Source organism: Pseudactinotalea sp. Z1732, assembly GCF_049724975.1.
Classification (GTDB): domain Bacteria; phylum Actinomycetota; class Actinomycetes; order Actinomycetales; family Beutenbergiaceae; genus CALKWS01.
This window is the reverse complement of record NZ_JBMPQC010000003.1, coordinates 193,097-215,454: the sequence shown is the minus strand read 5'-3', so window position 1 is coordinate 215,454 and position 22,358 is coordinate 193,097. Positions and strand designations below refer to the sequence as shown.

Annotated in this window: 24 protein-coding genes and 4 tRNA genes; 19 read left to right on the top strand and 9 right to left on the bottom strand. The window is 69.8% G+C overall.

The window, feature by feature from the left end; all coding sequences use genetic code 11:
• Positions 1-18: 18 nt before the first annotated feature.
• The 4 genes from ACPL7H_RS08295 to ACPL7H_RS08280 form a co-directional block, all read right to left on the bottom strand.
• Positions 19-1,599, bottom strand: coding sequence for a hypothetical protein (locus ACPL7H_RS08295; protein WP_424796493.1), 1,581 nt, complete (start codon positions 1,597-1,599; stop codon positions 19-21).
• A gap of 13 nt (positions 1,600-1,612) precedes the next feature.
• Positions 1,613-1,996, bottom strand: coding sequence for a hypothetical protein (locus tag ACPL7H_RS08290; RefSeq protein ID WP_424796492.1), 384 nt, complete (start codon positions 1,994-1,996; stop codon positions 1,613-1,615).
• Between the two features lie 114 nt (positions 1,997-2,110).
• The gene (locus tag ACPL7H_RS08285; RefSeq protein WP_424786339.1) at positions 2,111-2,392 is read right to left on the bottom strand and encodes a WXG100 family type VII secretion target; all 282 of its coding nucleotides are present in this window, start codon (positions 2,390-2,392) and stop codon (positions 2,111-2,113) included.
• 15 nt (positions 2,393-2,407) lie between these two features.
• Entirely contained in the window at positions 2,408-2,719 is a 312-nt protein-coding gene (locus tag ACPL7H_RS08280) for a WXG100 family type VII secretion target (RefSeq protein WP_424790377.1), read from the bottom strand.
• Positions 2,720-2,913: 194 nt separating this feature from the next.
• Here ACPL7H_RS08280 and ACPL7H_RS08275 point away from each other — a divergent pair, with 194 nt between their 5' ends.
• The 4 genes from ACPL7H_RS08275 (at position 2,914) to ACPL7H_RS08260 (ending at position 7,977) form a co-directional block, all read left to right on the top strand.
• Entirely contained in the window at positions 2,914-3,792 is an 879-nt protein-coding gene (locus tag ACPL7H_RS08275; RefSeq protein WP_424796491.1) for a hypothetical protein, read from the top strand.
• 142 nt (positions 3,793-3,934) lie between these two features.
• Positions 3,935-5,290 carry an EsaB/YukD family protein gene (locus ACPL7H_RS08270; protein WP_424796490.1) on the top strand — a complete coding sequence of 452 codons (1,356 nt, stop codon included), beginning with the start codon at positions 3,935-3,937 and terminating at the stop codon, positions 5,288-5,290.
• A 3-nt stretch (positions 5,291-5,293) separates the two neighbouring features.
• Positions 5,294-6,712, top strand: coding sequence for a type VII secretion protein EccB (eccB, locus tag ACPL7H_RS08265; protein ID WP_424796489.1), 1,419 nt, complete (start codon positions 5,294-5,296; stop codon positions 6,710-6,712).
• Positions 6,709-7,977 carry a S8 family serine peptidase gene (locus ACPL7H_RS08260; protein WP_424796488.1) on the top strand — a complete coding sequence of 423 codons (1,269 nt, stop codon included), beginning with the start codon at positions 6,709-6,711 and terminating at the stop codon, positions 7,975-7,977. Before eccB ends, ACPL7H_RS08260 begins: the two co-directional genes overlap by 4 nt.
• 64 nt (positions 7,978-8,041) lie before the next feature.
• Here the strand turns inward: ACPL7H_RS08260 and rarD are convergent, their stop codons facing one another.
• Positions 8,042-8,995: an EamA family transporter RarD gene (rarD, locus tag ACPL7H_RS08255; protein ID WP_424796487.1), complete on the bottom strand. Its 954-nt coding sequence runs from the start codon at positions 8,993-8,995 to the stop codon at positions 8,042-8,044.
• Between the two features lie 133 nt (positions 8,996-9,128).
• Here rarD and ACPL7H_RS08250 point away from each other — a divergent pair, with 133 nt between their 5' ends.
• The gene (locus ACPL7H_RS08250) at positions 9,129-10,544 is read left to right on the top strand and encodes an FAD-dependent oxidoreductase (RefSeq protein ID WP_424796654.1); all 1,416 of its coding nucleotides are present in this window, start codon (positions 9,129-9,131) and stop codon (positions 10,542-10,544) included.
• Between the two features lie 12 nt (positions 10,545-10,556).
• Entirely contained in the window at positions 10,557-11,438 is an 882-nt protein-coding gene (htpX, locus tag ACPL7H_RS08245) for a zinc metalloprotease HtpX (RefSeq protein ID WP_424786332.1), read from the top strand.
• Between the two features lie 143 nt (positions 11,439-11,581).
• Here htpX and ACPL7H_RS08240 read toward each other — a convergent pair.
• Positions 11,582-11,666, bottom strand: a tRNA-Tyr gene (locus ACPL7H_RS08240).
• 111 nt (positions 11,667-11,777) lie between these two features.
• Between ACPL7H_RS08240 and ACPL7H_RS08235 the strand changes: the two genes are divergently transcribed.
• The 7 genes from ACPL7H_RS08235 to ACPL7H_RS08205 all read left to right on the top strand — a co-directional run bounded on the left by ACPL7H_RS08235 (position 11,778) and on the right by ACPL7H_RS08205 (position 14,746).
• Positions 11,778-12,281, top strand: a complete 504-nt coding sequence (locus tag ACPL7H_RS08235; protein WP_424796486.1) for a YajQ family cyclic di-GMP-binding protein — start codon at positions 11,778-11,780, stop codon at positions 12,279-12,281.
• Between the two features lie 81 nt (positions 12,282-12,362).
• A tRNA-Thr gene (locus tag ACPL7H_RS08230) sits at positions 12,363-12,435 on the top strand.
• 42 nt (positions 12,436-12,477) lie between these two features.
• Positions 12,478-12,551: transfer RNA gene (locus ACPL7H_RS08225), tRNA-Met, on the top strand.
• Positions 12,552-12,619: 68 nt separating this feature from the next.
• Positions 12,620-12,790, top strand: coding sequence for a 50S ribosomal protein L33 (rpmG, locus tag ACPL7H_RS08220; protein ID WP_424786330.1), 171 nt, complete (start codon positions 12,620-12,622; stop codon positions 12,788-12,790).
• Between the two features lie 21 nt (positions 12,791-12,811).
• The gene (locus ACPL7H_RS08215) at positions 12,812-13,264 is read left to right on the top strand and encodes an FAS1-like dehydratase domain-containing protein (protein ID WP_424796485.1); all 453 of its coding nucleotides are present in this window, start codon (positions 12,812-12,814) and stop codon (positions 13,262-13,264) included.
• The gene (locus ACPL7H_RS08210; protein ID WP_424796484.1) at positions 13,261-13,677 is read left to right on the top strand and encodes a MaoC/PaaZ C-terminal domain-containing protein; all 417 of its coding nucleotides are present in this window, start codon (positions 13,261-13,263) and stop codon (positions 13,675-13,677) included. The genes ACPL7H_RS08215 and ACPL7H_RS08210 overlap by 4 nt, the downstream gene beginning before the upstream one ends.
• Position 13,678: 1 nt before the next feature.
• On the top strand, positions 13,679-14,746 hold the full coding sequence (locus ACPL7H_RS08205) for a UDP-N-acetylmuramate dehydrogenase (RefSeq protein ID WP_424796483.1): 1,068 nt from the start codon (positions 13,679-13,681) through the stop codon (positions 14,744-14,746).
• A gap of 61 nt (positions 14,747-14,807) precedes the next feature.
• Here the strand turns inward: ACPL7H_RS08205 and ACPL7H_RS08200 are convergent, their stop codons facing one another.
• A complete protein-coding gene (locus tag ACPL7H_RS08200; RefSeq protein ID WP_424796482.1) occupies positions 14,808-15,842 on the bottom strand; it encodes an adenosine deaminase in 1,035 nt (344 codons plus the stop codon).
• A gap of 189 nt (positions 15,843-16,031) precedes the next feature.
• On the opposite strand from ACPL7H_RS08200, the gene ACPL7H_RS08195 reads away from it, so the two are divergent.
• Both ACPL7H_RS08195 and ACPL7H_RS08190 read left to right on the top strand, forming a co-directional pair.
• Positions 16,032-17,384, top strand: a complete 1,353-nt coding sequence (locus ACPL7H_RS08195) for a phosphotransferase family protein (protein ID WP_424796481.1) — start codon at positions 16,032-16,034, stop codon at positions 17,382-17,384.
• Complete coding sequence (locus tag ACPL7H_RS08190) at positions 17,384-17,827, top strand: hypothetical protein (protein WP_424796480.1); 444 nt, start codon at positions 17,384-17,386, stop codon at positions 17,825-17,827. The genes ACPL7H_RS08195 and ACPL7H_RS08190 overlap by 1 nt, the downstream gene beginning before the upstream one ends.
• A 27-nt stretch (positions 17,828-17,854) precedes the next feature.
• On the opposite strand, the gene ACPL7H_RS08185 is transcribed toward ACPL7H_RS08190, so the two are convergent.
• Positions 17,855-18,520, bottom strand: coding sequence for a response regulator transcription factor (locus tag ACPL7H_RS08185; RefSeq protein ID WP_424786323.1), 666 nt, complete (start codon positions 18,518-18,520; stop codon positions 17,855-17,857).
• Entirely contained in the window at positions 18,517-19,998 is a 1,482-nt protein-coding gene (locus tag ACPL7H_RS08180) for a sensor histidine kinase (protein WP_424796479.1), read from the bottom strand. Before ACPL7H_RS08180 ends, ACPL7H_RS08185 begins: the two co-directional genes overlap by 4 nt.
• A gap of 205 nt (positions 19,999-20,203) precedes the next feature.
• On the opposite strand from ACPL7H_RS08180, the gene ACPL7H_RS08175 reads away from it, so the two are divergent.
• The 4 genes from ACPL7H_RS08175 (at position 20,204) to rplK (ending at position 22,326) form a co-directional block, all read left to right on the top strand.
• Positions 20,204-20,276: transfer RNA gene (locus ACPL7H_RS08175), tRNA-Trp, on the top strand.
• Between the two features lie 94 nt (positions 20,277-20,370).
• Positions 20,371-20,883: a preprotein translocase subunit SecE gene (gene secE, locus ACPL7H_RS08170; protein ID WP_424796478.1), complete on the top strand. Its 513-nt coding sequence runs from the start codon at positions 20,371-20,373 to the stop codon at positions 20,881-20,883.
• 57 nt (positions 20,884-20,940) lie between these two features.
• Complete coding sequence (gene nusG, locus ACPL7H_RS08165) at positions 20,941-21,786, top strand: transcription termination/antitermination protein NusG (RefSeq protein ID WP_424786320.1); 846 nt, start codon at positions 20,941-20,943, stop codon at positions 21,784-21,786.
• 108 nt (positions 21,787-21,894) lie between these two features.
• The gene (rplK, locus tag ACPL7H_RS08160) at positions 21,895-22,326 is read left to right on the top strand and encodes a 50S ribosomal protein L11 (protein ID WP_424786319.1); all 432 of its coding nucleotides are present in this window, start codon (positions 21,895-21,897) and stop codon (positions 22,324-22,326) included.
• Positions 22,327-22,358 lie beyond the last annotated feature (32 nt).

Here is a 22,358-nt window from a genome sequence, read left to right as displayed (position 1 = left end):
GCACTTACCCTTCGTCAGTCACCACTCGTCGTTCTCATCGTCGGGTGCGGGGGCCGGTGCCACGCTCGCGCGGGAGCCGGCGTCGGCGCCGGTGCCCAGCGACACGGTGGCGGCGTCCTCCTCCAGGGAGTCGGCCAGCAGTCCTTGGGCGGTATTGCGCCGCTTCTTCTTCTCACCCTTGCCGCCGGGGTCGCCCATCAGCCCGGCACCACCGGCACCGCGCCCTCCGGCTCCGGCACCTGGGCCGCGACCGGCACCGGGCGTGCTAGCGCCCCGCCCGCCACTACCGGCAGCACCGGGAACCATGCCGCCGACCATCGGCCGCCCGCCGGCCCCCGCAGTACCGGCACCCGGACCACCGAGCGTTCCGGCCGCTCTCGGACCACCGAGCGTTCCGCCCGCTCTCGGACCACCGAGCGTTCCGCCCGCTCTCGGACCACCGAGCGTTCCGCCCGCTCTCGGACCACCGAGCGTTCCGCCCGCTCTCGGGCCACCGCCAGCCGCCGAGAGCGCACCACCGGCAGCGCCGCCCGCTACGCCCAGGCCGGCACCGATCGCGCCGGGACCCCCGAACGCCCCTGCACCGGGGCCCCCGACCCCTCCCGCACCGGGACCACCGGTGCCACCAATCCCGGCGCCGGGGCCGTCCGGTCCCACGATGCCACCGCCGGGACCATCGATCGAGGTATCCGGTGGGGTGGGGCCAGGGCCGCCGGTGCCGTACTCCGGCGGCTCGACGCCTGGGCCGTACCCGGGCGGGTGACCGATACCCGGCGGGTCGAGCTCACCGGGCGGCACGGGACTGACCCCACCGGGAGGCGGGGTGCCGGGCTGCGGGCCCGTCCCCGGGGGCGGGTAGGGGTGGCTTCCGCCGGGGGGCGTGGAGGTCCCACCGGGCGGGGAGTTGATGCCGGGCCCCGGACCACCACCCTCACCGGGCGCGGTGCTGCTCGGCGGGGGCGTGCCGGGCTCCCCCTGGTCTCCGGGCCAACCGGAACCGTCCGGGACGCCGGGCACTCCGGGCCCGCCCGGGCCGCCGGAACCACCGCCGGAGGCGGGCACGTCGGCGACCGGGACCAGTGCAGCCTCAGCCTCGGCCATCCGCCGGTCCAGTTCGGTCATCGACTCGCGCGCCTGCTGCTCGCGGAGCCCGTCCTTCTGGTCCCACCAGAAGGAGGTGGCTTCGCCGAGCGGCACGGACCTGCCGAGCTCGGCGACGTAGATGTTCTGCTCGCCGTGCTGCTGGTGCATACGGACGGAGTCCTGCTGGTTGGCGTCCAGGCCACGGGGCGGCAGGGCCTCGTAATGCACACCACCGTCGCGCAGGACCCCGAGGGCGAGTTCGGCGCCGACCGGAATCGCACCGATCTGCTCGGAGGCCCCGTTGAGTTCCCCGATCAAGGTGTTCATCGCCGTCCAGGCCGCAGCCCCGGAGCGGCCCTCGATCCCGGTCTCCGATCCGATCCGGCCGATCCGCTGGGCGATCTCCTGCAGGTTCTCCGACCAGGTGCGCACCTCGTCGGCGTCCTTCTGGATCAGGTCGAGGGTGGACTCGGTGCGCTCGTGGTACATCTTCAGGCACTCGACGTTGTCGGTCATTCCAGGCCTCCCGTCATACCACCGTGTGCTGGTGGCCGCCCCCGGCGGGCACGCGTCGCTCGGGGACGTCCCCGAGCAACTCGTCAAGGTTGTTCAACTCACTCTCGATGGTGCCCTCGAGCAGGTTGAAGGACTCCGCGGTCGCCCGCAGTTCATCGGACATGTCCTGGACGCGGCTGCGCAGACTCCGCAGGGCGTCCTCGGCCTCGGTGAGTCTGGTCCGGTAGGTCTGCACGAACTGCTGGGCAGCCGTGTTGGTCGTCCAACGGCCGCTGTGCTGGCGGACCGGTAGGAACCACGAGCCGTCCAGCATCTCGTCGATATCGGCGACGATCTCACGGAGCTGGATGATCCGACGTTCGAGGACCGGTGCTGTGATCTCCACACCGTAAGTCATGGCTTGTATCCCCCAGGTACGTGCGGGCGGACCGGGTTCCTCCGAGAGGCGGACAAATGGCGGCACGTGCCGAAACCGCTGGCTTCGGCACGACCGTCACGTGTTCGCGCGGGCTCAGGCGAACCGGTTCGCGTTCTGGCTGTCGGTGGTCTGGTAGTCCTGACCGCTCTGGGTGACAGCGGCGCCGATCTCGGCGAGCAACTGCTTCATCTCGTTGATGGTCTGGGTCCAGGTGGCCCGGGCCTGCTCGTAGGCGTCCGATGCCGCACCGGTCCAGTCCGACTGCAACGGACGCAACTGGGTGTCCATGTCGTTGAGCTGCTGCTCGATCTTGTTGGCGCCGTTGACGATGTCCGCTCCGGCCGTGCTGATGCTTTCGAAATTAGCCTTGAACATGTGGGTTCCTCCCGATCAGCCGAGCCGGCCCTGAAGATTGGTCATCGCCTGTGAGGCGGCGTCGTCGGACGCGGTGTACGTGGTCTGGGACTGCTTGAGGTTCTCCTCGAAGTTCTCGAGGCTGTTGATGATCCTGTTGGACTTCTCCCGCCACTGCGCCATCACATTGGCAAACGCTGCAGAACCGGAGCCCTGCCACTGTGCCCCGATGCCGGAGAGTCGTCCTTCGAGGGAGGCGAGCTCCCCATGCAGTGCGGCCTTCGACTCGGCCACGATGTTCGCACCCCGCTGGAGTGCGCCGTCTGCTGCTGAGACTTCGTGTCCCACAGTCACCTCCTGTGTTGTGGCCCCCTCGGGCCGCCTTACTACCACCACCAGGGTGGGCTCACCGTGTGTGGTGAATACCTGCCACTGTACGAACTCACCCCCGGTGCGTACATGGGCAGAGGTCCCCATCGGGGCCACCGAGCGACGTGCCCATGGTGTCCCCATCGGCTTGGCGCGCCCTTTACAGTGACGACATGAACCCAACTCGGACGCGCCGAACGGGCCTGCGCACGGGACCCGTCGCGCTCGTGGCGCTCGCCGTCGGCCTGGCCCTGGCCGGGTGCAGCGACGAGGAGCCGCACGAGGGGCCGAGGACGCCGGAGGTGTCGGTGGCCGGTGCCGCCCCCGAGGAGACCGAACCGGAACCGGACGCCGAGGCCGCGTCCGAGCCGGAGCCGGACCTCCCGCGCGTCGAGGTGGGCGAGACAGTCCAGACGGTGGAGGGCGGCCCGGGAGAGTGGGAGGGCACCCTGGTAGTCGCCGAACGCGGCGTGGTGATCCTGGAATCGGTGGCCGGAACGCGGAACTCACGCACCGAACTGACACTGACCGGGCCGGACGGGCAGGTGTACGCCGACAAGGTCGGCAGCCGGGACCCGGGCGAGGCGCGCTTCAGCGATGCCTCCCAGATCGATCCGCTGGTGATCCGGACGCTGGACGCGGGGGAGTACCGGGTGCACGTCCGTGGCTTCGACGAGCGTGCCTCCACCGACTTCGAGGACGGGGCGCAGTTGCGATCGTGGGTGCCCGACCGGGTCGAGATCGGCTCGACCACGGAGATCGACTTCGCCGAGGGCTTCGGGGGTGGCTGGCACGGGGCGGTGACGATCCCGGAAGGCGGTGAGTACACGTTCACCGCATCCCGCACCGATGAGCACTCCCAGCCGGTGCTGCTGGTGGTGCAGGCATGGGAGGGATCGGAGCCGGACCAGGATCTGCCGGACCTGTACGACGTGCACGTCGATGGCGTGGCGCAGTTGCAACATGAGCTCCCGGCGGGGGAGTACGTGGTCATGGTCGCCGAGGGGCTGGAAACGTCCGGGGCGGCGACGATCGAGATCGCGGGGCCGTGAGTATCGCCGGGGTGCGGACCGGTGCTGGGCGCCCGGGCGAAGCGGGACGTGCCGGTGCGATGCGGGAGCGTGGCAAGGTAGTTCATAGATGGGGTAGTAGTAACTCGGACTGTGCTGAGCCGAGGATTCGGGCGGGGATGAGATGAGTGAGACCACCAGCACCGAGCGGGCTGTGGGCCAACGTGTGCGGGTGTCCGTCGTTGCGGGCGACCGCCGGATGGACATCGCCGCACCCGCCGGCGTCCCGGTCGTGGAGATCACCCCGGGCCTGGCCCGGCACCTGAACATGCTCGAGGCCGGCACCGCCTACGCCGGATACCGGCTGACCCGCGCCGACGGCCACGAGTTGGACGACGACCGTAGCCTGCAGGCCCAGGGTGTGGTCGATGGTGACGTGCTCACCCTGGTGTCGGGGGTGGACAGCGCCGAACTACGGGTTTACGACGACATCGTCGAGGCCGTGGCCGACGTGGTCGAGAGTGAACAGAAGCCGTGGTCGCCCCAGGACGCTGCCACCACGGCGGTGCTGGCCGCGGTGACGCTGCTGACCACCGTGGCGATCATGCTCACCGCAGCGGGGCTGGGCGGCGCATCGGCGCTGGTGACGGTCGCAGCCGCCCTGACCTCGGTGATCCTGCTGTTCTCGGCGGCGGTGATCGGGCGCATCGGCGGGCCACCGGCGGCACCTGTGGCGCTGGTCCAGGTGGCCGCCCTGTACGCAGCCGTGGCCGGATTCACCCTCAGCGCGGCCGAATCGTTGTGGGGAGCCCCGGCACTGTACGCCGGTGCCGGGGCCGCAGTGACCGGAGTGCTGGGCCTGTTGCTGCTGCGCGACAACCGCGAGTTCACGCTGGTCCCGGCGATCCTGGGCGCCGCAGTGGCGGCCGTCGGGGCGATCGTGGAGTTCACGGGTTTCGAGCCCGGCCATGTGCTGGCCATCGCCGTGGCGGTGGCCGGCCTGGCCGGCATCGGTATCCCGTGGCTGGCACTGTCGGCCACCCCGTTACGGGTGGCCACCGCAAGCGCCGATGAGGAGATCCTGGCCGACCCCGAGGAGTTGGATGCCGAGGAGGTGGCGGGGCTGTGGCATCGCGGGCACCGGATCCAGGTGTCCCTGCGCATCGCGGTCGCACTGCTCACTCTGATCGCCACCCCGATGGTGCTGGGCACCGGGCTGTTCGGACTGGTCCTGCTGTTGCTTGCCTACGCCGGGATGATCCTGAGCGTGCGTGAGTCCTACGCCCGCTTCGACGTCGGCGCGGTGATGTCGCTGGCGGTGCTGGGATTGGCGCTGACCGGGGTGGTCGGTGCGCTGCTGCACCCGACCTGGCGTATCGGTGTCACGCTCGGGGTCGGCATCGTGGCCGCCGCCATCGTGGGCCTGTCCCTGGTGGCACCTAAGCAGCGGCTCTGGCTGGGTCGGCTGGCCGACGCCGCCGAGCTGGCCTGCCTGGCGCTGTTGCTCCCCGCCGCGATCGTGGCCGCCGGGCTGGTGTAGCCGATGGCCTCGAAGAAGGAACTCCTGCAGGCCCAGACGTTCTCCCGGCGCCGGCTCCTCACGGCCTTCGTCTCCGGGGCGCCCGGGGGGCGCGAACTCGAACCGGCCAAGCCGCTGCGCGGGGTGATCACGGGGATCGTGCTCAGTGTGCTGGTGGTAGGCGGCAGCCTGATCGCCGGGCTGTTCACCGGGGAGCAGGATGACGACTGGAAGGTCAACTCCCTGGTGGTGGTCAGCGAGACCGGGGCGCGGTACGTGGCCGTCAACGGCGAGCTATACCCGGTGCACAACATCACCAGTGCCCGGTTGCTCGCCTTCGCCGAGACCTTCCGGGTGGTCAACCTCAGCGAGACACAGCTCAGCGATGTCCCGCGCGGCACGATGACCGTGGGAATCCCGGGGGCACCGGATGCCCTGCCACCACTGGAGAACCTGATCAACAACCAGTGGCTCTCCTGTGCCGTCGGTCCGGAGCGGGAATGGACCTCGCTGAATCCGGACCGCGCTGCACCGGAAGAAGGCAACGCGGCACTGGTGAGCGTCAACGGGCAAACCCACTACGTGCACGGCGGGCACCGCTACCGGATCGCCGATGACGACCTGAACGCGGTCAGCCACGCCCTGGAGTTCCACCCGGACAACGTCTCGGCGGTCGGGGGGCGCTGGCTGAACATCTTCACCGAGGGCACCCCGCTGGCCCCGTTCACCATGGAGAGCCTCGGGTCCACCCCACCCGGGCCGGCCGCCCAACTGGACGTGGACCTGAGGGTCGGCACGGTCACCCTGCTGCGCAACGCGCAGGGCGAGACCGGCGCACCCCACGTGCTCACCGACGAGGGAGTGCTGGTCGAGCTCAGCCCCCTGGCGGTAACGCTGTACTACCTGGGTACCGGCCTGGGGCCCGACGACGTGGTGACCCTGGACTACTCCGAGCGCCAGAGCCTGCAGGTCGACCCGGCTTCGGACCTGGTGCCCTCCGACTGGCCCGAGGAGGTACCCGCGGCGCTGGAGTCGGAAGCGACCCCGTGCGTGCAATTGGACCGCGCCGAACCGGAGGACAACGACGACGCCCCGTCGGCTACCCGCCTGCACGTGGTCGGCACCGAGGAGGAGGTGGGATCCGAGCCGGTGGACGTTGCCGCCGGGCACGGCGCCGTGGTGCGCCAGGACGGGGGCGGCGACCTCGGCGCCTGGATGGTGATCGATGAACGCGGCACCATGTACCAGGTCCCGCCCGGGCACGAACAGGTGCTGGGGCTGCTGGGCTACGACGAACTCGAGCCGCCCCCGGTCCCGGGGTCCTGGGCCGGGTTGTTCCGGCCGGGCCCGACGCTCACGGTCGAGGCGGCGCGCTCCGGGCTTCCGGCCGAGGCGGTGCAGGGCATGGACGAACACGTCCCTGAGCCCGCGGAGGAGGAGTGACCCAGCGCGGTGGTGCACCGGTGACGTGGCGTCGCACCCTCGCGGCGGCGCTGGCCGGCGCCCTGACCGTGGGTCTGGTCGCGGTGTCGGTCTCCGGACCAGGCGCCGCACCGGCGAGGGCGCTGGCCCCCGGACAGGAGTGTGATCCGGAGGATCCACAGTTCGTCACCCAGGCACCGCCCGCCTTCGACGCGCTCGGCATCCCCAGGGCACATCAGTACTCCCGGGGAGCGGGTGTGACGGTGGCCGTGGTGGACTCCGGGGTGCACGCACAGAACGAGCACCTGCGCGAGGTGGTGGTCGACGGGGTGAACGTGGTCGAGGACGACCCCCACGACCGGGATGCCTTCGAGCACGGCACCGCGGTGGCCGGCATCATCGCCGCCCGCCACGTGGACGGATCGGCGGTGCTGGGGGTGGCGCCGGAGGCGATGCTGCAGTCGGTGCGGGTCTACTACGCCGACTCCGAGCGCGCAGAAGAAGAGGATGTGCACCCCAAACCGCAGCGGATCGCGGACGGGATCGCCTGGGCGGCGCAGAACGGCGCGCAGATCATCAACGTCTCGATGAGTACCACCGAGGACCACCCGGATCTGCGTGCTGCGGTTCAGGCTGCCTCCGACAACGGCGTGCTGGTGGTGGCCAGCACCGGCAACCGCGGGACCGCCCAGGTGCAGGAAGCCGTGCCCCGTTACCCCGCCGCCTACGACGGCGTGCTCGGGGTCTCCGGGGTGGACCGGGCCGGGATCTGGCATGCGGTCGCCTCCTTCGAGAGCGAGCACGTGGATGTCGTCGCCCCGGGCCAGCATGTGCCCTCGGCGTACCTGTTCGGCGGGGACTGCATCTTCTCCCCGGGGGACTCGGCGCCCTCGTCCAGCTGGGCGACCGCCTACGTCTCCGGGGCCGCGGCTCTGGTGGCGGCGCGGTATCCCGACGAGACGCCGCAGCAGTGGGCCCACCGCCTGCAGGCCACCGCAACCCGGGCCAGCACCGCCGAGCGCGACGACCGGATGGGCTGGGGCCTCATCCAGCCGGTCGCAGCCCTGCAGTTCATCGATGACGGCACCGCACCCGGGCCGGCCTCACCGGTCCACGGACCCGCGCAGCCACTGCCCGACCCGGCGGCGGATCTGGACCTGGTCGCCTACCCGGACCCGATGGCCCCCGCGCAGCAGCTCACCCGGGCCTGGCTCGTCGGTGCCGCTGCGCTGATCGTGCTGGCGCTGCTGTACTCGCGCGTGCCGCGACGTCCTCGGCCGCGCTGATCGCCGGACCCGCCCGACGACGGCGGGCACGCCGCGCCCCGGAGCGCCCTGCCGAACGCGCGCCTCAGGACCGGGTGAGGCTTCGCCGTCGCCGGCTCCTGGCCTGCTGCCCCTCCACTCCCAACAGCACCAAGCCCACCCAGACCAGCACGAACCCGGCCAGGCGCGCCGGTGGCATCTCCTCACCCAGCACCAGCACGCCCAGTGCGAACTGCATGATCGGTGCGATGAACTGCAGCAATCCGACGGTGCTCAGCGGTAACCGGCCCACGGCTGTCGCGAACAGCATCAGCGGCACCGCGGTGGCGATCCCGGCGCCCATCAGGACCAGGCTGTGCCAGGGCTGTCCCAGTGCCGTGCCGGCAGAACTGACGGCGAAGGTGCCGGTACCCAAGCCCGCCAGCAACAGCAGGTACAGCAGTGCCACCGGGGTCAGCGCCGCGGTCTCCACGACCAGCCCCGGCAGTGCCGGTACGGTTCGGCCCAGCCGGTTCTTGGCGAGCCCGTACAGGCCGAAGCTACTCGCCAGCACCACCGCGATCCAGGGCACCGTCCCGTACCCGATCGCGATCACCACCACCCCGATCGCGGCCACGCCCACCGCCGCCCACTGGCCGGGACGCAGCCGCTCGCGCAACACGACAACCCCCAGCAGGATGGTGACCAGTGGGTTGACGAAGTAGCCAAGGGCGGCATCGACCACCCGGTCGGTGAACACCGCATAAAGGAACGTCACCCAGTTCGTGGCCAGCAGCACCGCGGCCACCGACAACCCCACCAGCACCCGCCGGTCGGCCAGCAGCGTGCGGACCTGGCCCAGTTTGCGCATCAGCATCAGCAGCCCGGCGCACAACACCAACGACCAGAGCACCCGGTGCGCACCGATCTCCCACACCCCGGCCCCGTGCATCAGCGGGAAGTACAGGGGCAGCAGGCCCCACAGGGCGTAAGCGCTCACCCCGGCGATCAGCCCGGAACGCGAGGTCGGCTCGGCCTGCGGCCGGGGGGTGAGGGGCACAGCGTGAACCTATCCCTCCTTGCGCGAAACAGGCACATCGGTGAGACCAGCCACACACGACCCGCACTGCCCGCCGTGGTGCTGGTTGCCTACACTGGCAGGTAAGACTTCCTTCTTCTCGAAAGGCAACACCATTCCCACTCCACAGTTGCGGGTCGCCATCGTGGGAGCCGGGCCGGCCGGCATCTACGCCGCCGATATCCTCGCCAAGACCGATCTGGACGTGGCGATCGACCTGTTCGAGCGACTGCCCGCGCCCTACGGACTGGTGCGCTACGGCGTGGCCCCGGACCACCCCCGGATCAAGGGCATCGTGAACGCGCTGTACAAGGTGCTGCAGCGTGGGGATATCCGCCTGATCGGCAACGTGGATGTCGGCACCGACCTGACCGTGCCGCAACTGCGGGAGTACTACGACGCCATCGTCTTCTCCACCGGCGCGATCCGGGACGCGGACCTGAACATCCCCGGGGTGGACCTGCCCGGCAGTTACGGTGCCGCCGACTTCGTCTCGTGGTTCGACGGCCATCCCGATGTCCCGCGAACCTGGCCGCTGGAAGCCGAGAAGGTCGCCGTGATCGGCAACGGTAACGTGGCGCTGGATGTGGCCCGGATGCTGGCCAAGCACGTCCCGGACCTGATGGGAACCGAGATCCCGCAGAACGTGATCGACGGCTTGGCCGCCAACCCCGTGACCGATGTGCACGTCTTCGGACGTCGGGGCCCGGCCCAGGCCAAGTTCACCCCGTTGGAGTTGCGCGAGCTGGGCAAGGTGCCCGGTGTGGACGTGGTGGTGTACCCCGAGGACTTCGAGTTCGATGAGGGTTCGGAGGAGGCGCTGGCGGCCAGCAACCAGACCCGGCAGGTGGTCAAGACCCTCACCGACTGGACCATGCGCGATCCCGCCGAGATGACCGCGTCGCGACGGATCCACCTGCACTTCCTGCACCGGCCCGTGGAGGTCCTGGGCACCGATGCCGTCACCGGGCTGCGCACCGAGCGCACCGAACTGACCGGGGACGGTTCGGTCCGGGGGACCGGCCGGTTCGAGGAGTTCGAGGTCCAGGCGATCTACCGCGCGGTGGGCTACTTCGGCTCCTCCGTGCCGCAGGTGCCCTTCGACCCGGTGGCCGGAGTGATCCCGAACGAGACCGGCCGAGTGCTGGACGACGACGGTGAGCACGTACGCGGTTTGTATGCCACCGGGTGGATCAAGCGGGGGCCGGTGGGACTGATCGGGCACACCAAGTCCGATGCGCAGGAGACCATCGCCAACCTGATCCAGGACGTCCAGGCGGACCTGCGGGCCGGCGTGTTGCCGGGAGCACCGAAAGTTGATCCGGAGGCGATCCTGGAGCGGTTGCGGGCCGACGGTGTGCCCTATACCTCCTGGACCGGCTGGGAGTTGCTGGACGCCCATGAGCGTGCCCTGGGCGAGAAGCAGGGGCGCGAGCGCGTCAAGGTGGTCCCTCGCGAGGAGATGACGGAGATCTCCCGCGGGGGTATGTTCGTCGAGGCTGGTGCGGGCGGCGCACCCCCGGTGGCTTAGGAGGTCACCACCATGGGAACCGGTGTGGGCAACACGGTCAAGACCGCAGGCCTGTTCGCGGTGATGTGGGCGGTGACGATGGCCCTGGGCGCCCTGGTGGCGGCCGGGACCGGGAACTCCTCATTGATCTGGGTCTTCGCCGGCGTGGGCGTGGTGATGACCTTCGTGAGTTTCTGGAACTCGGACAAGATCGCCATCCGGGCGATGAAGGCCCAGCCGGTGACTGAGGCCCAGGCCCCGCAGATGCACCGAATCGTGCGCGAACTGGCCGCCAGGGCCGAACAGCCGATGCCGCGGCTGTACATCTCGCCGACCCGGTCCCCGAACGCCTTCGCCACCGGCCGCAACCCCCGCAATGCCGCGGTGTGCTGCACCGTGGGCATCCTGGAACTGCTGGACGAGCGGGAACTGCGCGGGGTGCTCGGGCACGAGTTGATGCACGTGTACAACCGGGACATCCTCACCTCCTCGGTCGCCGCGGCCATGGCCGGTGTGATCACCTCGGTGGCCCAGTTCCTGCTGTTCACCGGTGGCGCCGGCCGGCAGCGTACCGGGGGAGCGCTGGCACTGGTCGGGATGCTCGCGATGGCCCTGCTGGCCCCGTTCGCCGCCGGACTGATCCGGATGGCCATCTCGCGCACGCGTGAGTACGACGCCGACGCCTCCGGGGCCGATCTCACCGGTGACCCGTTGGCGCTGGCCTCCGCGCTGCGGAAACTGGAGCGGGGCACCGCCGCTCGGCCGCTGAAGCCGGCCGGCGACCTGGCCGATGTCTCGCACCTGATGATCGCCAATCCGTTCCGGGCCGAGGCGGTCTCCAGACTCTTCGCCACCCACCCGCCGATGAGCGAGCGGATCGAACGCCTGGAGCGCAGGGCGACCGGGCAGCGCTGACCTGCTCTCCTCGGCCGCCCGGCCCGTCGGCCCGGCGGCTCGCCCCTCCGGTCCGGGCGGAGGCGATGCGCTACCCCCTACCGCCTATCGATGCCTGCGCACGCAACGGAGCCCGGACCCTCGTGTGGGTCCGGGCTCCGTGGTGGTGGCGGGTGCAGGATTCGAACCTGCGAAGCGTGACGCGGCTGATTTACAGTCAGCTCCCTTTGGCCGCTCGGGCAACCCGCCGTATGGTCGGCACTAGCGCCGGATGGCAGAATACCAAGTTCGCGGCGCGGCTGTGACCATCGGGTCGCCAACGTCACATCCCCAGTTCCCCCAGCACCAAGGAGGGCCACCGTGGCCAGCGTTGCCTCGTTCGACGTCGTCAGCAAGATCGACCGCCAGGAGGTGGACAACGCGCTGAACCAGGCCGCCAAGGAGGTCTCCCAGCGTTATGACTTCCGGGGCGTGGGCGCCGGGATCCAATGGTCCGGCACCGAGGCGGTGGTCCTGACCGCTAACTCCGCCGAACGCGTGTTGGCGGTGCTGGACGTGTTCCAGAGCAAGCTGGTCCGCCGGGGCGTCTCGCTCAAGGCCCTGGACACCGGTGAGGGGGAGCCGCAGCCCTCCGGCAAGGAGTACCGCCTCGTGGCCACCCTCAAGGAGGGCCTGTCGAGTGAGAACGCCAAGAAGATCACCAAACTGATCCGCGAGGACGGGCCCAAGGGCGTCAAGACCCAGATCACCGGGGACGAGGTGCGGGTGAGCGACAAGTCCCGGGATCATCTGCAGGCCGTGATCGCGATGCTCAAGGAGGCAGATGACATCGATGCGGCCCTGCAGTTCGTGAACTTCCGCTGAACTGGCTGCGATGAGACGTGGTCATTGTCACGTCCCGACGATTTCGCTGAACGGGCACTGACGTTGTAGCCTCGTTGCGCCGCCCCGATAGCTCAGTCGGCAGAGCGTCTCCATGGTAAGGAGAAGGTCAAGGGTTCGATTCCCTTTCGGGGCTCTGGTTCATCGCGCGGGCTCTGTGGCACCATGCGTTGAGCACGGCGGGGTAGCTCAGACGGTAAGAGCGCACGACTCATAATCGTGAGGTCGCGGGTTCGATCCCCGCCCCCGCTACACGGAGAATCACCAGCACCACCACCTGCCGACCGTCGCGGCAGGACCTGCGAGCGTAAGGAAGACCAGTGGCCAGCAAGTCCGCGGACGTCCGCCCCAAGATCACCCTTGCCTGTGAGGTGTGCAAGGAGCGCAACTACATCACCAAGAAGAACCGTCGGAACAACCCCGACCGGTTGGAACTGGCCAAGTACTGCTCCCGCTGCAACGCCAAGACCAACCACAAGGAGACGCGCTGAATCGGCGCTAGCATGAACGGCATGGCCCAGGTCGATGCCGACTACCTAGGGCGGGTGTTCACCGGAACCCCGCCCTACGTCGTCTCCGAAGTCAAACTCGCCGAGTTCGCCGACGCCGTCGGCGCGACCTCCCCGTTGCACACCGATCCCGAGGCGGCGCGCGCCCGCGGCTACCGCCACGTGATCGCGCCGGCGACCTTCGCCGTCGTCGTCGCGCAGCGCGCCGAGGCAGAGTACATCTCCGATCCCGGGTCCGGGATCGACTTCTCCCGCGTGGTCCACGCCGAGCAGGCCTTCGACCACCACCGCCCGATCACCGCCGGGGACCGGCTGCACACCGCTGTGCACGTGGCCGGCATCACCGAACGCGCCGGCATCACGATGGTCACCACTCGTACCGAGATCGCCGACGACGACGGCGCACCGGTCTGTGCGGTCACCTCCACCCTGGCCGTGCGCGGGGAGGGGCGATGAACCCGCTACGCGCCGGCGTCGAGCCCGGCACCGAACTGTTCACCGTCACCACCGAGGTGGATCGTGACCGACTGGTGCGCTACGCCGGTGCCAGCGGTGACTTCAACCCGATCCACTACAACGACCGCATCGCCACCGAGGTCGGCCTGCCCGGGGTGATCGCCCACGGGATGCTGACCATGGGCCTGGCTGCCTCCGCCCTGGGTGATCACCTGGGCGATCCCGGGGACGTGCTGGGCTTGGCCACCCGGTTCACCCGTCCCGTCCCGGTACCGGACCCCGGTCAGGTGCAGGTACGCATCAGCGCCACCGTGCGCAGCGTTGAGGGCGACGTCGCGCTCGTGGACCTGGCCGTGAAGGTCGAGGACCGGGCGGTGCTGGGCAAGGCGCGGGCGAAGGTCCGGCTGCACTGAGATGACCGGTACCCCCTCGCTGGCGGAGTTGACCACCCTGCGCGTGGGTGGGCCGGTGCACACGTTCGTGGCCGCAGCCGACCAGGCGACGATCATCGAGACCGTGCGGGGCGCCGACGCCGACTCTCGCCCACTGCTGGTGCTCGGTGGCGGGTCGAACATCCTGGCACCGGATGCCGGATTCGACGGGATCGTGGTCCAGGACCAGCGCACCGGGGTGTCGGTGCAGGAGTCCGGGACCGGCCAGGGCGTGACCGTCACCGTCCCCGCCGGCCAGGACTGGGACGGGTTCGTCGCCCGGGCGGTAGCCGAGGGGTGGCAGGGGGTGGAGGCGCTGTCCGGAATCCCCGGGTCCACCGGCGCCACCCCGATGCAGAACGTGGGCGCCTACGGTCAGGAGGTCAGCGAGGTGATCGTCGCGGTGCGCACCTGGGACCGGGCCGAGAGACGGATCCGCACCCTGTCCCGGACCGACCTGGCCTTCCACTACCGCAACTCGGTGCTGAAGGAGTCGCTGTACGCCCCGGACTCGCCGTGGTTCCCCACACCCAGGTACGTGGTGCTCCAGGTGCAGTTCCAGATGGTGCGGGCTGACGCCTCCGCACCGATCCGGTACGCCGAACTGGCCAGGACGCTCGGGGTGGCGGTGGGCGAGCGGGTGCCGTCGGCACAGGTGCGCGAGGCGGTGCTGGCCCTGCGGCGCGGTAAGGGCATGGTGCTGGACGCCGATGATCACGACACCTGGAGCGCCGGGTCCTTCTTCACCAACCCGATCCTGGACGCCACCCGGGCCGCGGGGCTGCCGCCGCAGGCGCCACGGTTCGACGCCGGGCAGGGCCGGGTGAAGACCTCGGCTGCATGGCTGATCGCCCAGGCCGGATTCGACAAGGGGTACGGGCTGCCCGGAGCGGCCGCGTTGTCCACCAAGCACACCCTGGCGCTGACCAACCGTGGCGGCGCGCGCGCAGCCGATCTGGTCGCCCTGGCGCGCACGGTGCGCGCCGGCGTGCAGGAGCGCTTCGGGGTGGAACTGGTCCCGGAGCCGGTCGTGCTGGGCGGGAGGCTGTAGCGCCGACGCTCTCGCGGTGTGGCGTATCCGCCCCTGACCGGTGGCCCGGAGGTACCTGCCGTCAGACTCCGGCGAGCCAGTCGTCCACACCGGTCAGCAACCGCCGGCGCACCGAGTCGGAGGCCAGGCTTGCGCGGATCGAGGAGCGTGCCAACTCGGCCAGTTCGGCGTCTGTGAACCCGTGCACCTCCCGGGCGGTGCGGTACTGGTCGGTGAGCCGGGAGCCGAAGAGCAGCGGGTCGTCGGCGCCTAGCGCCACCTGCGCTCCGGCGCCCACCAGTGTGCGCAGCGGAACCTCATCCGAGCCCGGGTAGACACCCAGGGAGACGTTCGAGCCCGGGCACACCTCCAGAGCGATCCCGGCATCCACCACCCGGTCCAGCACGCGGGGATCCTCCGCCGCCCGGACCCCGTGGCCGAGCCGATCCGGTCGCAGGGTGCCCAGGACCTCCTCGATATGGTCCGGACCGAGGAGTTCCCCGCCGTGGGGTACCAGGGCCAGCCCGGCCCGGGCCGCGATCGCGAAGGCAGGGCCGAACTCGCTGGTGTCACCGCGCCGTTCGTCATTGCTCAGCCCGAACCCGACCACACCGCCCGGGGAGTCCGAGGCATACCGGGCCGCCAGTCGGGCCAGCACGCGGGCATCCAGGGGGTGGCGCACCCGGGAGGCGGCCACCACGACGCCGATATCCACTCCGGTGGCCGTGCTGGTCTGCTCGGCCTCATCCAGGACCACCTCCAGGGCCGGGGTCAGGCCGCCCACGAACGGGGCGTACGAGGTGGGGTCGACCTGGAGCTCCAGGCGACCGGAGCCCTCCTCGGCATCAGCCTGTGCGGCCTCCCGCACGATCCGGCGCATGGCCGACTCCGAGCGGACCACTGCCCGGGCGGCGTCGTACAGGCGCTGGAAGCGGAACCAGCCGCGCTCGTTGGCCGGCAGCCGCAGTGGGTCCAGCCCGGCGGCATGCTCCCGCAGGCTCTGCGGCAACCTGATGCCCGCCTCGTCAGCCAGGTCCGACAACGTCTGCGGGTGCATCGACCCGGTGAAGTGCAGATGCAGATGCGCCTTGGGCAAGGAGGAGAGATCGCGAGGCACGGTCCTACCCTAGGACCCCTCCGGCACTGCCCCGGGCCGGTGCTGCGGCCGGTAGCGGGTCCCCGACGTGATGGGCACCACCTCGCCGCCGGGCCGCTGCGGTCGCCTAACCGCTGCCCGCGCGCGAGGATGAGAGGGTTCTCATCCGGGGTTCATCCGATCGTCATCGTGTTGGAGTGTGGTGCCACAATGACCTCCTCCGGGGCCACGTCCCGCACCGATGCCGACTCCGAGCACGCCGACCTCGCACTCCTGCGCGGTTCCGGCCGCACCGCCATGGTCGAGGCGGCCCTGACCGGCTCGAAGCAGTTCGATCCGGGAACCGACACCGACCTGCAGGTCAGCGTGCACCAGGTGCACCACCGGCCGGGCGCCGGCGTCAGCGTGGGCTACTCGGTGAGCTTCCTCTCCCGGGGGCGTCGGGTGCACGACTACGTGGTGGCGTCCACGTCCCCTGCGGCGACCGGTGGGGAGGGGGTGGCCCTGCTGGACGACGGCGTGCGTCAGGTCCGGATGTGGCGCCGCCCGTTCGACCCGCTGCTGCCCGGGCTGCGCTCGGCAAGCGACCCCGAGGTGGTGAGTTCCTGGCTGGCGGCGATCGGGTTGGGCAGTGCCGGTGCGGTGACCATGCGAACGGTCAGTTACCGGCCGACCCGTCGAGCGGTGCTGCGGGTGGAGAGCGCTGCGGGCACGGTGTTCGTCAAGGTGCTGCCCGAGCGGAAGAGTGCCGACCTGATCGCTCGGCACCAGTTGCTCGAATCTGCCGGGGTACCGGTCCCGCGAGTCCTGGCCACGCCCGTGCCGGGCGTGTGCGTGCTCAGCGCGGCTCGCGGCTCGCCGTTGGCTCAGGCGATCGCCGGTGCCGACACCCATCCCGAGAATCTGCCCGAGCCTGCGGAACTGGTGCGCTGGCTGGATCTGCTGCCCGAGCAGACCCTGACGCTGCCCCGGAGACCGTCCTGGTCGGATCGGCTGGACTTCCACACCGCAGCGGCCGCCGCAGCACTTCCGGAGCAGGCCGATGAGGTGGTGGACCTGGGCGCCCGCCTGGCCGAGGCGTTGACCGCGGTACCCGAGGAGGAGGTGCCCACCCACGGGGACTACTACGAGGCCAACGTGTTCACCAGTGGTGGCGCGGTCAGCGATGTGATCGACATCGACTCCCTCGGGCCCGGCCGGCGCAGTGATGATCTGGCGACGATGCTGGGGCACGTGGCGGTCCTGCCGGACCTGGCTCCCCGGGTCTACGCCCACACGCCCGAGGTTCTGCAGCGGATGCGGCAGGACTTCGAAACCCGGGTCGGTGCGCACGCGTTGCGCGTGCGCACCGCCGCCGTGGTGCTGTCCCTGATCGCCGGTGCCACCCCGGAGCAGGCCCGGGCAAGGCTGCGGATCGCCACCCAGTGGGCGCACGCCTCGGTCCGCACCCGGCGCGGGGCGAACTCCAATCTGAGAGACCTCTCATCTGCATCTCCGGTCCCTCTCATGCACGCCACCGATGATGAAGCCATCGCGAACTCGCTCGAACAGAAGGACGGATGATGAGTAGACGTACATGGACGGCCGCCGGCGCACTGGGTGTGCTGGGCGTGGCCGGTGGCGGCATCGTGGCCATGGCCGATGCCCCGAACGACGCGAGCCTCGAGGGGGTGTCCCTGGCCGGTCAGAACGCGGACCAGAGCGCGGTGGAACGCAGCGGGACCGCGGTGAGCCAGGTACGCGCCGCTTCCGGTCTGACCAAGGCCGAGCCGGGGAACGTGAGTTTCTCCGCACCCTCACTGACCAGCCCGGTGAGCCCGGACAGCCCCGCAACGCCGCCGAGCCCGAACTCCCCGCCATCGCCGGTGAGCCCGCCCAGCCCGAACACACCGCCGTCTCCGCCCAGCCCGGACACTCCTCCGTCTCCGCCCAGCCCCGCCAGCCCGCCCAGCGCCGAGTCCCCGGATTCGCCGGACTCCCCGCCGTCGGCTGACTCCGGCGACTGAGGCAGCCGGTCTCCACCGGTGGCGGCCTCAGGGCGAACTGAGTCGGTAGCCCATTCCGCGCACGGTCTCGAAGTGCTCAGCGCCGAGTTTCTTGCGTAGGTAGCGCACGTACACATCCACCACGTTGGAACCCGGGTCGAAGTCGTAACCCCACACCCGGGAGAGCAACTGCTCGCGGCTGAGGACCTGGCCGGGGTTGCGCAAGAACGTCTCAGCAAGGGCGAACTCGCGTGCGGACAGGTCAACGGCCTTGTCACCCACGTGAGCCTTACGGGTGCGCAGGTCCAGGGACAACCCTCCATGGCGCAGCACGGTCGTCTCGCCGGAACTGCCGTCGGTGCGCAGCCGCAACCGCACCCGGGCGAGCAGTTCCTCGAACTGGAATGGCTTGGCCATGTAGTCATCCGCGCCTCCCTCCAGCCCGGCCACGGTGTCGGAGACCGAGGAGCGAGCGGTCAGGATGATCACCGGCATCATGCTCTGCATCGCCCGGATGCGCTTGAGCGCGGTGAAGCCGTCCTGGTCCGGCAGGCCCAGATCCAGTATGAGCAGGTCGAACTCTCCGGTGACGGCGAGGTCCACCGTCTCCCTGGCGGTGCCCACCACGGTCGGCGAGTAGCCGGCAGCGCGTAACCCCTTGGCCACGAACGAGGCGATTCGTGGTTCATCCTCGGCGATGAGGATCTGACTCATGCTGGCTGCTCCGTCCTGTCGAGCTGATCGGTGAGGCCGTACAGGGGCAGGACCAGGGTGACCGTGGTGCCTTGTCCGAGCGCGGACCGGATGGTGACGTGCCCTCCGTGGGCCTCGGTGATGGATCGCACGATCGGCAGGCCAAGCCCGGAGCCCTCGATCGCCGGATCCAGCCGCTCGAACCGCCCGAAGATCTTCTCGAAGTTCTCCTCGGCGATCCCGCTGCCCTCGTCGCGGACCCACAGGTGCAGGGCGGACTGCTCAACGCGGGACCCGACCGCGATCCGGCTCCCGGGCTCGGAGAAGCGCACGGCGTTGACGCACAACTGCAACAGGGCCTGGGTCAGCCGTTGGGGGTCCACCGGGGCGGTCACCTCGGCCAGGGAGTCCAGGCTCCACTGACGCTCCCCGAGCAGGCGTGCCTTGCCCAGCACCTCGTCGGTCAACATCGCGATGTCGGTGGGGCGCGCGGCCACGAAGTCCGGTCGGCGGGCGCGTGCCAGCGTCATCAGGTCGTCCACCAGGCGGTTCATCCGGCCGATCTCGTCCAGCAACACGTCCTTGGTGGCCCGGGCGTCCCCGGGGTCGCTGGGGTCCATCAGTTCCAGGTGTCCCTGCACGATCGTCAGCGGCGTGCGCAGTTCGTGGCCGGCGTCGTCGAGCAGTTGGCGCTGGGAGGCGAAGGCCTGCTCCAGGCGTTCCAGCATCTGGTTGAACGTGCCCGTCAGTGCGGCCAGGTCGTCATTGCCCACCACCGGTATCCGCAGCGACAGGTCGGTGGAGGAGATCGACTCGGCAGTCTCACCCAGCAACCGGATCGGGCGCAGCACCCGGCCCACGGTGAACCAGCCGATCGCACTGATCACCAGCAGGGAAACCACACCCACCAGGGCGTAGAGCTGGTAGGTATCGGCCATGGCCGTGTGCTCGGCGCCCCGGTCGAAGGCCATCACCAGCGTGCCCAGACTCTCGTCGCCCTCGATGCGCACCGGCACTACCGCCGCGCGGTAGGTGGTCTCGGAGGTCTCGATCATGGTGAGCCGGCCCTGCGGGGTGGTGCCGGCGGCGCCTGCGGCGGCCTGGGCGGTGAGGATCTCACCCAGAGCCGCCATCAACTCCGGATCGTCCTCCAGCCGGAGCTCGACGGTAGTGGGCGCGGTGTTTCGGAGTTCGCCCTCCAAGAAGGCCAGGCTGCCCTCGTTCGGGGACATCGCGATGCGTTGCAGGCCAGTGCGCAGCAACGCCGCGACCGAGTCGAAGGGCGCACCGGTGCGCGGGTCCAGTCCCTGATCTGCCAGGGTGTGGAACTCGCTCACGTTGCGTTCCAGCGCGTCGTCGATCTGGGCGTCCACCCGCTCGCGCTCGAAGTAGAACGCCGTCAGCCCGGCCACCGCCAGCGCGAGCATCGCCATGAACACAAGGCTGCCCAGTACGCGCGTACGCACGCTGATCCCGTGGCGTCCTGCCTTGGTGTTCACCCGGCAAGTATGACCCGTCCACACCCGTGGCCGAGGCGCATCGTCCGCCCGGGCCACGCGACAGCTGAACGGCTGCTGACGTGATCTTGGCGACGGTGGTTCGACCTCGGGGTCGGATGCGCGTACACTCGAGGCCGGTGGTTGACGTGCACCAGGCTGGTGTGTGCCCTGAATCAGGGATTCCCGGTCGTCACGACAGCATCGAAGGGCAGTGGCGCAATTGGTAGCGCACCGGTCTCCAAAACCGGCGGTTGTGGGTTCGAGTCCCGCCTGCCCTGCAGAGCAGGTCGTCCCAGGGACGACCGGCCGAGCACCTTCGCGAGTTGCGTTGAGTGCACCACCTGGACACCCATGGAGTAGGGGAAGACTGTTGTGAGCACATCCACGAACGCGCCCGGTGATCCCGGACGCGACCGGGATGATGACGCCGCCGATCCCGACGGCGCTCAGGCGCAACCTGCCGAGGGTGTCGACAAGGCCCGGGCGAACCCGGCTTCCGCGGGTGAGGATGCCGGCGCCGGCGCGGAGGGCACCGCAGTATCCAGTGGCCGCGATGTGACCAAAAAGGTACGCCAGGAGGCCCGCAGGTCCGAGGCGGCGGCACGCAAGACCGGGGGCGCCGAGGGCAAGCGGCCTGCGCGCAAGCCGACCCCGAAGACCTCCGCCGTTCCCGGTCGGGAGGGTGAGGACCTGGGGTTCTTCGCCAGGATCGTCTTGTTCGTGCGTCAGGTCATCACCGAGATCCGCAAGGTGGTCACCCCTACCCGCAACGAACTCGTCACCTTCTCCGTGGTGGTCGTCGTGTTCATCCTGGCGATGATGGCCTATGTGGGCGTGCTGGACTACGCCATCGGCCGGCTCGTGCTGTGGGTGTTCGGCAACTAGTTCTATGACCGGGTTGTGCCACCCGGCCCCAATCAAGTGAGGAAAGCAGGACAGGACGTGTCTGAGGAGACCCCCGACGTGCACGAGCGGACCGACGACGCCGTCGGCGACGGCGCGGCCCCGGCCGAGACCGCCGAGCAGGAGGCGACCGAGGCGCCTGTGACGACGACGCCAGAGTCCACCGAGCAGGACGCGACCGAGGACCAGGCGCCAGAGTCCACCGAGGTGGACGAGAGCGCTGCGGCCGGACCGAGCGAAGGCGACGCGAACGGCGACGGCGCGGCCGCCGCCGTGGAGGACGAGGACCCGGTGGAGGCATTCCGCAGGGAACTGCGGACCCTGCCCGGCGAGTGGTACGTGATCCACTCCTACGCGGGGTACGAGAACCGGGTGAAGGTCAACCTGGAGTCGCGGATCCAGTCCTTGAACATGGAGGACTACATCTTCCAGGTCGAGGTGCCGATGGAGGAGGTCGTGGAGATCAAGAACTCCGTCCGCAAGGTCGTCAAGCGCGTCCGGGTGCCAAGTTACGTGTTGGTGCGTATGGACCTGACCGATGAGTCCTGGGGAGCGGTCCGCCACACCCCTGGGGTGACCGGCTTCGTCGGGCACGCCCACGCCCCGGTGCCGCTGACCCAGAACGAAGTGGTCTCCATGCTCTCGCCGATGATCGAGCAGAAGGCCCCGGTGCAGCGCGCCGGTGCCGCCGCCTCCGGCGCACCCGCAGTGCAGGTGGACTTCACCGTCGGGGAGTCGGTCACCGTCACCGACGGCCCCTTCGACACTCTCCCGGCTACGATCTCGGAGATCAACGCCGAGGGCCAGAAGCTCAAGGTGCTGGTGTCGATCTTCGGCCGGGAGACCCCGGTGGAGTTGTCGTTCAACCAGGTCGCCAAGATCTAGTCGGGGAACGAATCAGATGTGGGGGATCCACCCCCGAACCGGGAGCGCCGCTCTCGGATGCAACCGGGTCATCGCCCATGGCGTGGGCCCACAACACAGGAGAGAAACATGCCCCCCAAGAAGAAGGTCGCAGGCCTGATCAAACTCCAGATCCAGGCTGGTGCCGCCAACCCCGCGCCGCCGATCGGCCCCGCGCTGGGTCAGCACGGCGTGAACATCATGGAGTTCTGCAAGGCCTACAACGCCGCCACCGAATCTCAGCGCGGGAACGTGGTCCCGGTGGAGATCACGGTGTACGAGGACCGCTCGTTCACCTTCATCACCAAGACCCCGCCGGCCTCCGAACTGATCAAGAAGGCCGCCGGTGTGGCCAAGGGGTCGGGCACCCCGCACACCTCCAAGGTCGGGTCGCTGACGGCGGACCAGGTCAAGGAGATCGCCCAGACCAAGATGGAAGACCTCAATGCCCGGGACGTGGACGCGGCGGCGAAGATCATCGCAGGCACCGCCCGCTCGATGGGCATCACGGTCCAGAACTGATCAACCGATCACCCCAGTGGGAGGGCCGGCGC

Excerpts from the sequence above, each read along its gene's own strand:
- ACPL7H_RS08295 (WP_424796493.1), bottom strand. The coding sequence starts at position 1,599 with ATGACCGACAACGTCGAGTGCCTGAAGATGTACCACGAGCGCACCGAG.
- ACPL7H_RS08290 (WP_424796492.1), bottom strand. The coding sequence starts at position 1,996 with ATGACTTACGGTGTGGAGATCACAGCACCGGTCCTCGAACGTCGGATC.
- ACPL7H_RS08285 (WP_424786339.1), bottom strand. The coding sequence starts at position 2,392 with ATGTTCAAGGCTAATTTCGAAAGCATCAGCACGGCCGGAGCGGACATC.
- ACPL7H_RS08275 (WP_424796491.1), top strand. The coding sequence starts at position 2,914 with ATGAACCCAACTCGGACGCGCCGAACGGGCCTGCGCACGGGACCCGTC.
- ACPL7H_RS08270 (WP_424796490.1), top strand. The coding sequence starts at position 3,935 with ATGAGTGAGACCACCAGCACCGAGCGGGCTGTGGGCCAACGTGTGCGG.
- eccB (WP_424796489.1), top strand. The coding sequence starts at position 5,294 with ATGGCCTCGAAGAAGGAACTCCTGCAGGCCCAGACGTTCTCCCGGCGC.
- htpX (WP_424786332.1), top strand. The coding sequence starts at position 10,557 with ATGGGAACCGGTGTGGGCAACACGGTCAAGACCGCAGGCCTGTTCGCG.
- ACPL7H_RS08215 (WP_424796485.1), top strand. The coding sequence starts at position 12,812 with ATGGCCCAGGTCGATGCCGACTACCTAGGGCGGGTGTTCACCGGAACC.
- ACPL7H_RS08210 (WP_424796484.1), top strand. The coding sequence starts at position 13,261 with ATGAACCCGCTACGCGCCGGCGTCGAGCCCGGCACCGAACTGTTCACC.
- ACPL7H_RS08205 (WP_424796483.1), top strand. The coding sequence starts at position 13,679 with ATGACCGGTACCCCCTCGCTGGCGGAGTTGACCACCCTGCGCGTGGGT.
- ACPL7H_RS08195 (WP_424796481.1), top strand. The coding sequence starts at position 16,032 with ATGACCTCCTCCGGGGCCACGTCCCGCACCGATGCCGACTCCGAGCAC.
- ACPL7H_RS08190 (WP_424796480.1), top strand. The coding sequence starts at position 17,384 with ATGAGTAGACGTACATGGACGGCCGCCGGCGCACTGGGTGTGCTGGGC.
- ACPL7H_RS08185 (WP_424786323.1), bottom strand. The coding sequence starts at position 18,520 with ATGAGTCAGATCCTCATCGCCGAGGATGAACCACGAATCGCCTCGTTC.
- rplK (WP_424786319.1), top strand. The coding sequence starts at position 21,895 with ATGCCCCCCAAGAAGAAGGTCGCAGGCCTGATCAAACTCCAGATCCAG.